Source organism: Streptomyces sp. NPDC057877 (assembly GCF_042796855.1).
Lineage (GTDB): Bacteria > Actinomycetota > Actinomycetes > Streptomycetales > Streptomycetaceae > Streptomyces.
This window is the reverse complement of record NZ_JBHVMS010000003.1, coordinates 198,591-211,839: the sequence shown is the minus strand read 5'-3', so window position 1 is coordinate 211,839 and position 13,249 is coordinate 198,591. Positions and strand designations below refer to the sequence as shown.

The following is a 13,249-nucleotide window of genomic DNA, read 5'->3' as shown; positions in this document are numbered from 1 at the left end:
CGTCCGAGGATTTGCTCCCCGCCCTCCGCAACCGCGCGGAGGGCGGACAGCGTCTAAGCGAACGCCCTTCCGGGGTGTGGAGACGCGATGTACGCGACGTGGGGACGTCGTGCGGCGGGCGTGGGGACGCCCGTTTCACTGGACATAGGGGAAGAGCGGGACGCATGAGGGCAAGTGAGACACCGTCGGTCGTGCTGCCTGACGCGAGAACGACGGGCACCGCGAGCACGGCAGTGGCGATGCGTACGGGTACCGCAGGTACTACCGGTACTACGGGTGCCGCAGGTACCCCGGGTACCCCGGGTACTACGGGCCTGACGTGTACGACGATGAAAGTGATGCCCGGCACGTACAACCCCTACGGGGGTACGCGTGTCCAACTGACGTGGCAGAGGTACTCGACTTCACAGCGGCGACGCGCGGCACGGCACTCCGGCCCGCCCCCCGGCCCTTCCGGCCCGGCCTGGCCGGTGCGCCCGGCGGCATGCCGGTGATCGCGCCGATGCCCGCAGCGCGGCCCGCCCGCATCCCGAGTCAGCGTGACGGTGCCGAGCAGGTCGAGGTGGCGGCGGCCGGTACGACGGTCGACCACCTCACCGAGACGTACCGCGCCCACTACCGCAGCCTGCTCGGCCTCGCGGCGCTCCTCCTCGACGACACCGCCTCCTGCGAGGACGTCGTGCAGGAGGCCTTCATCCGCGTCCACTCCGCGCGCAAACGCGTCCGCGACCCGGAGAAGACCCTGGCCTATCTGCGTCAGACCGTCGTCAACCTCTCCCGCTCCGCGCTGCGCCGCCGCATCCTCGGGCTGAAGCTGCTGTCCAAGCCGATGCCGGACATGGCGAGCGCCGAGGAGGGCGCGTACGACCAGTTGGAGCGCGACTCCCTCATCCAGGCGATGAAGGGCCTGCAGCGCCGCCAGCGCGAGGTGCTCGTACTGCGCTACTTCGCCGACATGACCGAGGCCCAGGTCGCCGAGACGCTCGGCATATCGCTGGGCTCGGTGAAGGCGTACGGCTCGCGCGGCATCGCGGCCCTGCGGCTCGCGATGGGGGCGAAGGCATGAGCAAGGACCATGACGACGATCTCCGGCGCCCGACGGCGCCGGACGAGGTGGACGCGTCGCAGGACGCTGACGCGGCCGGGTCCGTCCGGGGGGACGGTCGGCCGCAGTCGAAGAACACGCACGCTGGGAATCCAACTGTGAACCACGGCCCCGACGACCAGGGTCCCGAGGAACTCGAGGAACAGCTCCCGGGCGGCCTCGAAGGGCTCGCCTCCGACGAACTGGCGCTGCGCCGGATGCTCCAGGACGCGGTGCAGGACATCGAGCCGACCGACGGCACGCTGGAGCATCTGCGCCGTGCGGTGCCCGCGCGCCGGGCCCGCAAGCGGCAGGCCGCCGTCGGTCTCGCCGCCGCCGCGCTGTTCATCGGCACCGCCATCCCCGCCGTACTGCACGTCTCCAACGCCACCGGCAGTGACGCCAACCCGTCGATCGCCGGGCACGGCTCCCAGGCGCAGGGCGGCGCGAGCGAGGGCAAGGGCAAGGACGACGCCGGCAAGAGCACCGCCGGGACGGCCGACCAGACCGAGGGCCAGGACCAGGGCGGCGGCGAGCAGGACGAGAAGGGCGGCAGCGGCGGCGGGCCCAGCGACAGCGCCGGGCCCTCGGCGACCAGCGAGGTGGGCACGCCCCTGTGCACCGCCGCGCAGCTCAACGGCACGGGCTCGGCGAACGCCCCCGACGCCATGGGCACGGTCTACGGCACCTTCCGCGTCACCAACATCTCCGGCAACGGCTGCACCGTCGACGCCCCCGGCACCGTGGGCACCCTCGCGCAGGGCGCGGCGGACGCCACCCGGATCAGCGTGGTCGCGCACACCGCGGGGGACGCGGCGGGGAGCCTGCCCGACCCGTCCCTGGAGGTCTCCTCGCTGCTGCTGAAGGCGGGGGACTCCTACGAGGTGCAGTTCGCCTGGGTGCCCTCGGAGACGTGTCCCACCGACAACGGCGGCGGTACCGACGGCGGCGGCACCGGTGGTGACAGCGGCGGTGAGACGGGGGGCACCGATCCCTCGGCGAACCCGTCCCCGACGCAGAGCACCACCTCCGGCGCCCAGGGCACGTCCACGGGCGGTGACACCGGTACGTCCACGCAGACGGTGCGGTCGGACGGTACGACGGAGGGCAGCGTGACCGTCTCGCACACGGCGGCGGCCGGGGCGCCGACGGTGTCCGCGGTGATCTCCAACGCGTGCGCCGGGACGGTGTACCGGACGGGAGTGCTGCCCGCGTCCTGAGGGTGAGCGCGGCTTCCGGGGCGCCCGGACCTTTCAGACGCCGGACGGGCTGGGAGCCTCGCGCTGTTCCCGCTCGGCCGCGTCCGGGGCGAGGCCCAGTTCCGCGTCCCGCGCGAACTCCACCTCGCGGCGCAGCAGCCGGAACCACATGAAGACGACGAAGCCCGCGAAGACGAACCACTCGCCGGTGTAGCCGAGGTTCTGGAACGCCTTCAGGTCGAGGCCGGTGTCCGGCGGCGCGGACGCCGGTACGGCCGTCATGCCGGAGTCGGCCCGGTCCAGGGTGACCCAGGCGTCGTAGAGGTCGTAGGGCACGAGGTTGACCAGGGAGGCCGCGCTGATCGCCGCGGTCTGGCCGGTGGGCAGGCCGCCGCGGGCGCTGACGCCGTTCTCGCCGGGGTTCTCGGAGGCCTGGAGCGCGCCGGTGACGGTGACCTCGCCGGTCGGCGGGGCGGGCGCCTTGGCCGGGTCGGCGGTGCCGGGCAGCCAGCCGCGGACGACCGGGAGGGCCGTGCCGGAGTCGGTGCGCAGCAGGGTCAGGACGTAGTAGCCGCGCTTGCCGTCGAGGTCCCGGTCGGGGACGAGGAGCTGCTCGCCGTAGCGGCCGGTGGCGGTGGTGCGGTCGCCGGAGGTCTCCTTGTCCACGGGGAGCAGCTCGTCCAGCGGGCGGGCCGCCTCGTGGCGGTCGGCGGTGGTCTCCTCGGTGGCGCTGCGGTGGCTGTCGACGCGCTCCTCGAACCGGCTCAGTTGCCAGGACCCCATGAACAGACAGAAGGGGATGGCGAGCAGCACGAAGACGTTGATCCCCCACCAGCGGGGCGTCAGCAGGAACCGGTACACGCCTTCAAAGGTACGGGGCGGGGGCGGGGCGCCGGGTCGCGGGGTCGGCGGGTGTCCGGTGGGCGCTCGGTGGGGTGGTCGGTGGATGTGAAGAAGTTATCCACAGGGTGGGGGTGCGGGGGTGGTTGCCTGTGGGAGTTTTCCACAGGCTGGGGGTCTCGGCAGCGGGGTGTCGGTCGGTGCGGGCAGTATGGGGTCATGACTGAGAGCAACGGGGCGGCGGCGCCTGATCAGCGGGAACAGCATGTGGAGAGCGGACAGGGCGAGGTGGTGCCCGAGTGGGAGAAGCGCTTCCGGGCGCCTCGGGTGTCATTGCCGGACTGGGCGGAGGACGCACCCGACCGTTCCCTGTTCGTGTCGAACGCCACGGGGACGTATGAGTTGTACGCGTGGGACCGGTCCACGGGCGAGCAACGCCAGGTGACCAACCGTCCGAACGGCACGACGGACGGCACGCTCTCCCCGGACGGCCAGTGGATCTGGTGGTTCGACGACAAGGACGGCGACGAGTTCGGGATCTGGCGGCGCCAGCCCTTCGCGGGCGGCGCGGACCAGCTCGCGGTGGAGGGGCTCGACCCGTCCTACCCCGCCGGGCTCGCGCTCGGGCGGGACGGCCGCACGGCGGTGGTCGGCCGCTCCACCGACGAGGACGGTACGACGATCCATCTGGCCCGCGAGGGCGCGGCCCCGGTGGAGATCTACCGGCACCGGGAGTCGGCGGGCGTCGGCGATCTGTCGCACGACGGCTCGCTGATCGCCATCGAGCACACCGAGCACGGCGACGCGATGCACTCCGCGCTGCGCGTGCTCCGCCAGGACGGTACGACGGTGGCGGAGCTGGACGACACCAAGGGCGGCACGGTCGAGCTGGGCCTGGAGGTGCTGGGCTTCGCGCCGGTCGACGGGGACGCGCGGCTGCTCATCGGGCATCAGCGGCGGGGCCGCTGGGAGCCGCTGGTGTGGGACGTGGCGACCGGCACGGAGACGGACCTGGCGCTCGACCTGCCCGGCGATGTGAGCGCCGAGTGGTATCCGGACGGCTCGGGTCTGCTCATCGCGCACAGCTTCGAGGCCCGCAGCGAGCTGTTCCGGTACGACCTCGCCGGGCGTGAGCTGGAGCGGATCGACACCCCGCCGGGCTCGGTGTCGGGGGCGACGGCCCGGCCGGACGGCAGCGTGGAGTACCTGTGGTCGTCGGCGGCGGAGCCGTCGGCGGTGCGGTCGACCGCGGGCGGGGTGGTGCTGGATCCGCCGGGGATGCGGTCGCCGGGTTCGGTGCCGGTGGAGGACGTGTGGGTGGAGGGCCCGGGCGGCCGGATCCACGCCCTGGTGCAGAAACCGGCAGGCGCCACCGGCCCCCTGCCCACCGTCTTCGACATCCACGGCGGACCGACCTGGCATGACAGCGACGCCTTCGCCGCGGGCCCGGCGGCCTGGGTGGACCACGGCTACGCGGTGGTCCGCGTCAACTACCGCGGCTCCACCGGCTACGGCCGCGCCTGGACGGACGCGCTCAAGCACCGCGTCGGCCTGATCGAGCTGGAGGACATCGCGGCGGTGCGGGAGTGGGCGGTGTCCTCGGGCCTCGCCGACCCGTCCCGCCTGATCCTCACCGGCGGCTCCTGGGGCGGCTACCTCACCCTCCTCGGCCTCGGCACCCAGCCCGACGCCTGGGCCCTGGGCATCGCCGTCGTCCCGGTCGCCGACTACGTCACCGCGTACCACGACGAGATGGAGGCCCTGAAGGCCATGGACCGCACCCTCCTCGGCGGCACCCCCGAGGAGGTCCCCGAGCGCTACGAGGCATCGTCCCCCCTGACCTACGTCGACCAGGTCCGGGCCCCCGTCTACATCTCCGCCGGGGTCAACGACCCCCGCTGCCCCATCCGCCAGATCGAGAACTACGTCAAGCGCCTCGAGGCCCGCGACGCCGTCCACGAGGTCTACCGCTACGACGCGGGACACGGCTCACTGGTCGTCGACGAACGCATCAAGCAGGTCCGTCTGGAGCTGGAGTTCGCCGAGCGGCACCTGAGCGGGACGGGGGCGGTGCGGAGCTGATCCCTGCCGGGAGGGACTACGGCGAGGACGGTGGTGTCGGCGCACGCGGCAGCCGCACCACCGCCACGCCCCCCTCCAGATCCACCCGCGTCCGGTGCGGCGGCGCCCCGTCCTCCTCGTCGTCCCGCATGACCAACGCGGACTGCCGCTCCTTCAACTCATGCTGCTTCCCCGGCGACAGCGCCCCGTGCAACTGCTCGAACCCGGTAGCCGAGACCTGCCCAGCCCGCCCCCCGTGCCGCCAGGGCAACACCCCCGCCCGCCCCGCGTGCAGCAACAACTGATCGACGATCGCGACGACGGTGAGCAGGATCACCAGCCCGGGAAGCGTGACGAAGACGGCGAAGCCCATGCGGCCAGTGTGCGGGAGGGGGCCGGGATGCGGAACGGGCGGGGACCACCGGCGGTCACTGGGGCGGGTGATGGCGGCCCGTCAGCTGGGCCAGGCCGCGGCGGGTTGCTGCCAGCACCACGCGGTCCTCGGCGCGGAGGACGTAGGTGGGCGGGAGGTCCCAGATGAGGCCGGAGGCGGTGGGGGTGTTGGGCGGGGGGACCGTGGCCAGGTCGGGGCGGCGGTCTTCCGGGGCGACCGCGTCGAGGGCCAGGACGCGCCAGTACCCGGCGCGGAAGGCGGCGGCGACGGTCTTGCCCTCCAGCTGGGGGATGCCGCGGACCTCGACGGCGGCGAAGACCAGGACGCGGCGTTCGACGGGGATCGCGCCCAGTACCTGACGGCCCATCATCGCCCCGGCGAAGGCGGGCGCGGCGAGGTGGGTGACGCTGCGGCTGCGGGTGAGGGCGCCGGGGTGGGCGGCGCGCAGGGTGCGGTAGACGGCGGTGGCGAAGTCGTCGTCGTACAGGCGGAGCACGACCCGCAGGTCGGGGCGGACCGTGCGGGCGTACAGCACCGCCTCCAGGTTGGTGGTGTCGACGCTGGTGAGGGCGAGGAGGGAGTGAGCGCGGTGGATCTTGGCGGACTCCAGGACGCCCTCCTCGGTCACGTCCCCGAGCACCACCGGCACCCGCAGCCGCCGTGCCGTGGCCATGCCCCGCGCCTCGGGGTCGGACTCCACGCACACCACGGGTATGTCGAGTTCCTTCAGCCGGGTCAGCACCCGGGTGCCGATCTTGCCGAGGCCGAGCAGCACCACATGCCCGGCGAGCCCACGCGGCGGCTTGCGGAGGGAGGACACGCTGCGGAAGGTGCCGAGGGCTTCGAGTACGGCCGCCAGCAGGACCGGCAGGATGAGCAGGCCCAGCAGACCGGCGAGGAGTTGGAGCACCTGGCGGCCCGGCGCCTCGTCGAGCGCCGGGTCGTTGATGGAGAGCAGGTCGAGCAGCGTCTCGTAGGTGGCGTGCAGCGGGTGGTCGCCCGTGACCACCGTCAGCGCCACCGTCAGCGCCACGACCGCGGCCACCAGACCGGCCAGGGACCACCGCAGCCGCCGCGAGAACAGCGAGGCGAAGGGCGGCACCACACTCACCCCCCGGCCGGTCCGCCGCGCCGACTGCTGCGGACCGGAGTAGGAGACCTGCTCCAGCACCACCGTGCCCCGGCCCGTCGCCGCCGCCACCTCGTCCTCGTCGGGCAGCAGCCGGGGCCCGCCCTCCCCGCTGCCCTCCGAGCCGTCCGCCCCAGCCGGATCACTGCTCGTCGCCGACAGCAGGGCCAGCGTGCACAGCCCGGGGTCGGCGACCTCCCCGGCCGCGGGTGGCGTGCGCTCCACCGCACGCAACAGCAGCCCGTCCGTCTGCACGACCTTGCTGGTGCCGACCACGGCGGTCGCCGCCAGCGCGGGCGCCGCGGTGTCGGCGTCGGAGAGCACGGTGGTGGAGGCGTCGAGTTCCGCGGCCGTCATATCGCCGGTGGCGAGGGCGGCGGCCTGGTCGAGGAGGTCCTCGATGTGCTGGCCGAGGCGGCGGTTGTAGAGGCGGAGGACCAGCCGCAGGCGGGGGTTGAGCCGACGCGCGGTGAGGGCGGCGCGGATGTTGGTCTCGTCGTCGTCGTACACCAGCGCCAGCGCGGCGGCCCGCTCCACACCCGCGTCGGCGAGCACGGCCTCGGTCGGCTCGGCGGCCTCCAGCAACCGCTCGTTCCCGGCGCCCTCGCCTCCGGGGACGCCGACACCGGCGCCGCCCGTGCCGTTGCCCCCGGCCCGGCTGACCGCGGCGCTCATCATCCGGTCGAACAGCGCCGCCGCCCGCGCCCTGCCCACCACCGGCTGCCGCACCCGGCGCCCGGAGGGCGGGACGACGAGCGTCACCTGCTCGCCGTAGACCCCGCGCAGCTCCGCCGCGAGCCGATGCGCCAACCCGTCGTCGCCGCACACCACCATGTGCGCGGCCGTGTCACCCGGCCCTGCCTGATACGGAACGCTCCCCACATCGGCAAAGACTGCCTCAACTGCGGCGACGGTTCCAGAAGCTGACTGAACGTCGGCCGGTGGATCGCCGTAAGGGAGGGGAGGCGACGCGATCCAGGAGGTACCCGAGCCGTGGCCGTCACCCAGCAAGCCGAAAGAGAGACCCAGCGGAAGGACCCCGCACAGGACGGAACCCGCCGCGTCGACTCCTCCCTCCTCCTCGTCCTCGCCCTCCTCCTCGTCCTGCTCCTCCAGTCCCCGGTCCGCCGCGCCCTCGCCGCCCCGCTGCTGCAGAGCTGGCTGACGGTGTTCGTCGCGGTGGTCGTACAGGCGCTGCCCTTCCTGGTGTTCGGTGTGCTGCTGTCCGCGGCGCTGGCGGTGTTCGTGCCGCCGTCGTTCTTCGCCCGCGCCCTGCCGGGGCGCACGGCGCTCGCGGTGCCGGTCGCGGGCGCGGCGGGCGCGGTGCTGCCGGGCTGTGAGTGCGCGTCGGTGCCGGTGGCGGGCGCGCTGGTGCGGCGCGGGGTGACTCCGGCGGCGGCGCTGGCGTTCCTGCTGTCCGCGCCCGCGATCAATCCGGTGGTGCTGACGGCGACCGCGGTGGCGTTCCCCGGCGAACCCCGCATGGTCCTGGCCCGGTTCGTCGCCGGGCTGCTCGCGGCGTGCGCGATGGGCTGGCTGTGGCAACGCCTCGGCCGCACCGACTGGCTGCGCCTGCCGACCCGCGACTCCTACGCCGGTCAGGGCAGGGGCGCGGCCTTCTGGGGGTCGGTACGGCACGACGTGATGCACGCGGGCGGCTTCCTGGTGGTCGGCGCGGCGGCAGCGGCGACCCTGAAGGCGGTCGTGCCGGAGAGCTGGCTGCGGCTGGCCGCCGACCATCCGGTGCTGTCCGTGCTGGCGCTCGCGGTGCTGGCCGTACTGCTGTCGATCTGCTCGGAGGCGGACGCGTTCGTCGCGGCGTCGCTGTCGCAGTTCTCGCTGACCGCGCGGCTGGCGTTCCTGGTGGTCGGGCCGATGGTCGACCTGAAGCTGTTCGCGATGCAGGCGGGCACCTTCGGCCGCGCCTTCGCGCTGCGCTTCGCGCCCGCCACCTTCGCCGTCGCCGTCACGGTGTCGGTGCTGACCGGGGCGGTGCTGCTGTGAACCGGCACGCGCAGGCGGCGGTGCTGTTCCTGCTGGGCGCGGCGGTGGTGCACGCGGCGGCCACCGACCTCGCCCTGCGGTACGTCAAGGACGGGCTGCGCCCGCTGCTGCTGGCCTCCGGCGTCGTACTCGTCGCGGCGGCGGTGGCGACGGTCTGGTACGAACACCGGGGCGGGGCTACCCAAGAGGGCGACGGGGGCCAAGAAGGCCAAGAGGGCCACGAAAACCACGTGGGCCAAGAGGGCCACGAAAACCACGTGGGCCAAGAGGGCCACGAAAACCACGTGGGCCAAGAGGGCCACGAGGACCACAGCCCCCGAGTCGCCTGGCTCCTCACCCTCCCCCTCCTCACCCTCATCCTCATCGCCCCACCCGCCCTGGGCTCCTACAGCGCGACCCACACCGGCACCGCGCTCCAGGAACCGCACGGCTACGCCACCCTCCCCGACGGCGACCCGGTCCGCCTCGGCCTGACCGACTACGCGGGCCGCGCCGCCTACGACCACGGCCGCACCCTGCGCGGGCGCACGGTCAAGGTCACCGGCTTCGTGGCCCTGGACGGCGAGGGCACCCCGTACCTCGTACGGATGACCCTGAACTGCTGTGCGGCGGACGCCCGCCCCGTCAAGGTCGGTCTGACCGGCCGGGTCCCCCCGGTGCTGCAACCGGACACCTGGCTCCGCGTCACCGGCACCTACAGCGCACAGCGCGCCGAGGACCCGGTCAACGAGGGGCCGATCCCGTTCCTGAGGGTGGCGCGGGCGGAGCCGATACCGGAGCCGGAGCAGCCGTACGACGACAGCGGGGGCGACTGAGGGCGCTCACCCGGCCGCTGCGAAACGGCTCACCCCGCCGCCGATGACGCTCACCCGGCCGCTGCGAAACCGCTCACCCCGCCGCCGAAGACGCTCACATCGTCGCCCCGGTCCCGAGGTGCTCCCGGTACCACGGCGCGGCCTCCCGCAGCCGCGCCGCGAGCCCGGGTCCCACGGGGCAGTCGGCCCGTGCCCAGACGTCCGACCGGTACCAGTGGTCCTCGCCGAGGATCTCCGCCTGGTGCCCGGTGGCCCGCCCCGGCACCGCGTTCAGCCGCTCCACGTAGGCGGGCACGTCGAGCCCGTCCACCGGCACCGGCAGCCCCAGCGTCCGCCCCAGCTCCCGCACCAGCCCGCCCAGCGTGACGACCTCGGGATGCGCGGCGTGGTGCACGCTCCCGGCGGGCACGGCGCCGGGATCGAGGGCGAGGGCGGCGAGCAACCGGCCCAGGTCGGTCACGCCGACGACCGACAGCCGCGCCCGCCCGTGCCCCACCAGCGCGGGCACCCGGCGCAGCATGTCGGCGATCACCGGTACGACCCACAGGTCACCGGGCCCGAGGACCAGCGGCGGCCGGACCACCACCCCTCCGGCGGCGCGCACCGCCCGCTCGGCGAGCAGCCGGGTCCGGCTGGTGGGGGAGGACGGCGCGGGCGGCACCTCGTCCTCCCGCAGGTCCCGGTGCGGTCCGGCGCCGTAGACGGCGGTGGTGCTGAGCTGCACGGTCCGCCGCACCCCGGCGCGGTCCGCCTCCGCCAGCAGCGCGTGGGTGCCGTCGACGTTGACGGCCGTACAGGCGGCCTCGTCGCGGCTGATGAGGGACGCGCAGTGGACCAGGGAGCGCACGCCGTCGCAGGCGCCGCGCAGGGAGTGCGGGTCGGTCAGGTCGCCGGTGAGGTAGGTGACCCCGGCGACCCGGCGGTCCGGTCCGGGCAGGCGCCGCACCAGGGCCCGTACGGCGCCGGGGGCGAGCCGCGGATCGGCGGTGAGGGCGCGCAGTACGGCCGTACCGACGAAGCCGGTGCCCCCGCTGACCAGGACCGTCACGGTGCCGGGTCCCGGTCGGCGGCGCCGAGGGTGACCAGGCCGGTGGCGGCCGGTACGTCGGACTGGTGGAGGGTCACCCGGACCGAGGTGCGGCCGTGGGAGAGGCGGGGGCCGGGCTCGGCGGTGAGGGCGCAAGGCTCGTCGAGTTCGACGTACCGGTGGAACTCGGCGTCCAGGGCGGGGGCGACGGACTGACCGCGGCCGGTCGTCGCGGCGGCCGTCTGGCGCATCGCCTCGATGAGGGCGCGGCCGGGCACGTGGTCGCTCTGGCTGTCGAAGATGACGGGGTGGTCCCGGTCCACGCGCAGCAGCCAGGTGCCGGGGCTGCCGGACTCGGAGATCAGCACGTCCTCAACGCGGTCGCGTCCGACGCGGGCGGGTGCCACCGGCGGGAGCGGCGGGGCCGGTATCGCGGGCCGGGGACGGGGCGGGCGCAGTCGGCGGTAGGCGGCGTCGGACACACAGGTCGCCCGGCAGTCGCCCCGGCCGACCAGCAGGGAGCCGCGGTACAGCTCGACCTCGGTACGGAACTCCGACAGCTTGCGTCCGCGCAGCCGTACGTCGGTGCAGCGCACGAGGGCCTCGGTCGGGGCCAGCGGTAAGGCGGCGGCGTAGACGTCGGCGGGTACTTCGTAGCGCAGGTTCCACAGCAGGAAGTGCTGGTCGAGCGGGGCGTCGAAGACCACGTGGGAGACGACGGCGCCGGACTGGCGGACGGTCTCCGCCATCAGCATCGGGTTCTCCCGGCCGCCCCCGGCGGGCGGGAACAGGGCGTGCGCGCGGGGCCAGCGGACCGCGAGGCGGTAGGTGCCGTCGGCCTCGGCGGTGAAGTGGGAGAGCAGCACGTCCGCGTCGTGGCTGCGGTGGACGTACTGCTGAGGGATGGTCATCTGCGGTGGCGGGACGATCCGTTCGGTGGTACTCGGGGCGGTGGCGCTACTGAGCACGGTCATACGGTATCCCTCAGTAAAAGAGCGGTCGTTTGAGGAGGCTCTCGGACGGGAGTCTGCCAAAAAACCAGCCACGCGGTTTCTTAGGGGGTCAGGCGACCGTGTGATTTAAGGCACAACAGCCTCGCGGGTGACCGTTGGTCTCGGTGAACCCCGGGCCGTGGACCCATATCGTTTCTTGATAAAACAAACCGGGTAGTCGCGTAAGCTCCGGGTGGTCCGGGTCGAGACGGTGGAGGACGAGAAATGGCGAAGCAGGCCCGAGCTGTCCAGACGCGACGCGCGATCGTCGAGGCCGCGGCGAGCGTTTTCGACGACTACGGCTATGAGCGCGCCGCCCTCTCGGAAATCCTCCGCCGCGCCGAAGTCACCAAGGGCGCACTGTACTTCCACTTCCCGTCCAAGGAGTCGCTGGCGCAGGCGATCATGGACGAGCAGACCACGCGGGTGCGGGTGCCGGAGGGCGGCTCACGGCTCCAGGCCCTGGTTGACATCACCCACCAGTTCGCCCACTCCCTGGTCCACGACCCGCTCTCCCGGGCCGGTACCCGGCTGTCCATCGAGGGCGTCTTCCTCAACGGCGTACACCCCTGGGGCGACTGGTTCGACATGGTCGCGCAGTTGCTCACGGAGTCCAAGGAGGCGGGCGAGGTGCTGCCGCAGGTGGACCCGGAGGAGACCGCCGAGTTCATCGTCTCCGCCTTCACCGGCGTGCAGTTGGTCTCCGAGGCCATCACCAAGCGCACGGACCTGCGCGGCCGGGTCGCCGTCCTGTGGCGCAACGTCCTGCCCGCCATCACCCACCCCGGGGTCATCATCCGTATCCGCCCGGAGGGGGCGACGGATCCGGCGGTGGCGCTGGACGACGAGGGCGCGGGGGAGCTGGCGACGGTGGCCCCTTCCGCGTCCTGAGGCGGTCGCGCTCTGGCCATCTGACGGGCCGTCAGTTACGGTCGTCGTCGCGCACCGCCACGCCGTCCCCGAAGGAGGTGGGCGCAGTGCAGACAGCGGCCCAGGAGAGCCCCCGGCCACCACAAGGCGCCCCGCGCTGGGTCCTGATGACCCGCCAGCCACCGTCCCCGGACTGGCGGCTGGGCGCCGAGTCCCCGTACCGCGCCGCCGTGCTGCACGCCCTCGGCGAGATGACCCAGACCGTCCGCGCACGCGGCGGTGACCTCACCGTCGCCCTGTGGGGACCGGACGGCGACGGCTCCGGCTGGCAGCGCTACGACACCACGACGCCGTCACCGGCACCGGCCCCCGGCGACGAGGGTGCCGCGAGCCCCGCCGGGTCCACCGCCCTCACCGAGCGCATGACCGACCGCCGCCGCCAGGTGCTCATGGCCGGGCTGAGCAGGGCCGGTCGCTACGACCTCACCCCGGACGACCTGACCGCCGTACAGACCGTGGTCGACCGCCTGGACGAGACCACCGTGCGCCGACTCGCCCACTGGCTCGGCACGCCCTGATTCAGCGGATCGCCCGCCGGGCAGGCACACCGTGCCGACACCCTGCCGCTGAAGGGCGAATGATGATCACCGTTGACCCCGAGCGCTGCTACGGCTCCGGCGACTGCGTCTACCGCGCCCCGCACGTCTTCACCACCGTGGACGGCTTCGGCGCCGTCCGGGAGGGCCGGGAGGCGGCCGACGACGACCCGAAGGTGCGGGAGGCGGCGGAGGGCTGCCCGTCCCAGGCGATCAGCATCGCGGGTCGGGACTGAAG

Annotated in this window: 13 protein-coding genes; 8 read left to right on the top strand and 5 right to left on the bottom strand. The window is 73.6% G+C overall.

Annotated elements, in window-relative coordinates; all coding sequences use genetic code 11:
* The first annotated feature begins 385 nt into the window (after positions 1–385).
* A complete protein-coding gene (locus ACFVQG_RS08705; protein WP_383378403.1) occupies positions 386–1,066 on the top strand; it encodes a SigE family RNA polymerase sigma factor in 681 nt (226 codons plus the stop codon).
* Positions 1,063–2,304 (top strand): hypothetical protein, encoded by a 1,242-nt coding sequence (locus ACFVQG_RS08700; RefSeq protein WP_383378401.1) that lies wholly within the window; start codon positions 1,063–1,065, stop codon positions 2,302–2,304. Before ACFVQG_RS08705 ends, ACFVQG_RS08700 begins: the two co-directional genes overlap by 4 nt.
* Positions 2,305–2,337: 33 nt before the next feature.
* Here ACFVQG_RS08700 and ACFVQG_RS08695 read toward each other — a convergent pair whose 3' ends face one another.
* Positions 2,338–3,144 carry an SURF1 family protein gene (locus ACFVQG_RS08695; protein WP_383378399.1) on the bottom strand — a complete coding sequence of 269 codons (807 nt, stop codon included), beginning with the start codon at positions 3,142–3,144 and terminating at the stop codon, positions 2,338–2,340.
* Between the two features lie 198 nt (positions 3,145–3,342).
* Between ACFVQG_RS08695 and ACFVQG_RS08690 the strand changes: the two genes are divergently transcribed.
* Positions 3,343–5,205, top strand: a complete 1,863-nt coding sequence (locus ACFVQG_RS08690; RefSeq protein ID WP_383378397.1) for a S9 family peptidase — start codon at positions 3,343–3,345, stop codon at positions 5,203–5,205.
* Positions 5,206–5,221: 16 nt separating this feature from the next.
* Here ACFVQG_RS08690 and ACFVQG_RS08685 read toward each other — a convergent pair whose 3' ends face one another.
* Both ACFVQG_RS08685 and ACFVQG_RS08680 read right to left on the bottom strand, forming a co-directional pair.
* Positions 5,222–5,557, bottom strand: coding sequence for a DUF6191 domain-containing protein (locus ACFVQG_RS08685; RefSeq protein ID WP_383378394.1), 336 nt, complete (start codon positions 5,555–5,557; stop codon positions 5,222–5,224).
* Between the two features lie 55 nt (positions 5,558–5,612).
* Positions 5,613–7,541, bottom strand: a complete 1,929-nt coding sequence (locus ACFVQG_RS08680) for an NAD-binding protein (protein ID WP_383378392.1) — start codon at positions 7,539–7,541, stop codon at positions 5,613–5,615.
* A 159-nt stretch (positions 7,542–7,700) separates the two neighbouring features.
* On the opposite strand from ACFVQG_RS08680, the gene ACFVQG_RS08675 reads away from it, so the two are divergent.
* A complete protein-coding gene (locus ACFVQG_RS08675; protein WP_383378390.1) occupies positions 7,701–8,711 on the top strand; it encodes a permease in 1,011 nt (336 codons plus the stop codon).
* Positions 8,708–9,526 carry a TIGR03943 family putative permease subunit gene (locus ACFVQG_RS08670; protein ID WP_383378388.1) on the top strand — a complete coding sequence of 273 codons (819 nt, stop codon included), beginning with the start codon at positions 8,708–8,710 and terminating at the stop codon, positions 9,524–9,526. Before ACFVQG_RS08675 ends, ACFVQG_RS08670 begins: the two co-directional genes overlap by 4 nt.
* Positions 9,527–9,620: 94 nt before the next feature.
* Here the strand turns inward: ACFVQG_RS08670 and ACFVQG_RS08665 are convergent, their stop codons facing one another.
* Positions 9,621–10,574: an NAD-dependent epimerase/dehydratase family protein gene (locus ACFVQG_RS08665; protein WP_383378386.1), complete on the bottom strand. Its 954-nt coding sequence runs from the start codon at positions 10,572–10,574 to the stop codon at positions 9,621–9,623.
* Positions 10,571–11,527: a ScbA/BarX family gamma-butyrolactone biosynthesis protein gene (locus ACFVQG_RS08660; RefSeq protein WP_383378383.1), complete on the bottom strand. Its 957-nt coding sequence runs from the start codon at positions 11,525–11,527 to the stop codon at positions 10,571–10,573. Before ACFVQG_RS08660 ends, ACFVQG_RS08665 begins: the two co-directional genes overlap by 4 nt.
* Positions 11,528–11,770: 243 nt before the next feature.
* Between ACFVQG_RS08660 and ACFVQG_RS08655 the strand changes: the two genes are divergently transcribed.
* The 3 genes from ACFVQG_RS08655 (at position 11,771) to ACFVQG_RS08645 (ending at position 13,247) form a co-directional block, all read left to right on the top strand.
* Positions 11,771–12,436: a ScbR family autoregulator-binding transcription factor gene (locus tag ACFVQG_RS08655; protein WP_383378380.1), complete on the top strand. Its 666-nt coding sequence runs from the start codon at positions 11,771–11,773 to the stop codon at positions 12,434–12,436.
* 86 nt (positions 12,437–12,522) lie between these two features.
* Positions 12,523–12,993 (top strand): hypothetical protein, encoded by a 471-nt coding sequence (locus ACFVQG_RS08650; RefSeq protein WP_383378378.1) that lies wholly within the window; start codon positions 12,523–12,525, stop codon positions 12,991–12,993.
* Positions 12,994–13,052: 59 nt separating this feature from the next.
* Entirely contained in the window at positions 13,053–13,247 is a 195-nt protein-coding gene (locus tag ACFVQG_RS08645) for a ferredoxin (RefSeq protein ID WP_383378376.1), read from the top strand.
* The last annotated feature ends 2 nt before the right edge of the window (positions 13,248–13,249 follow it).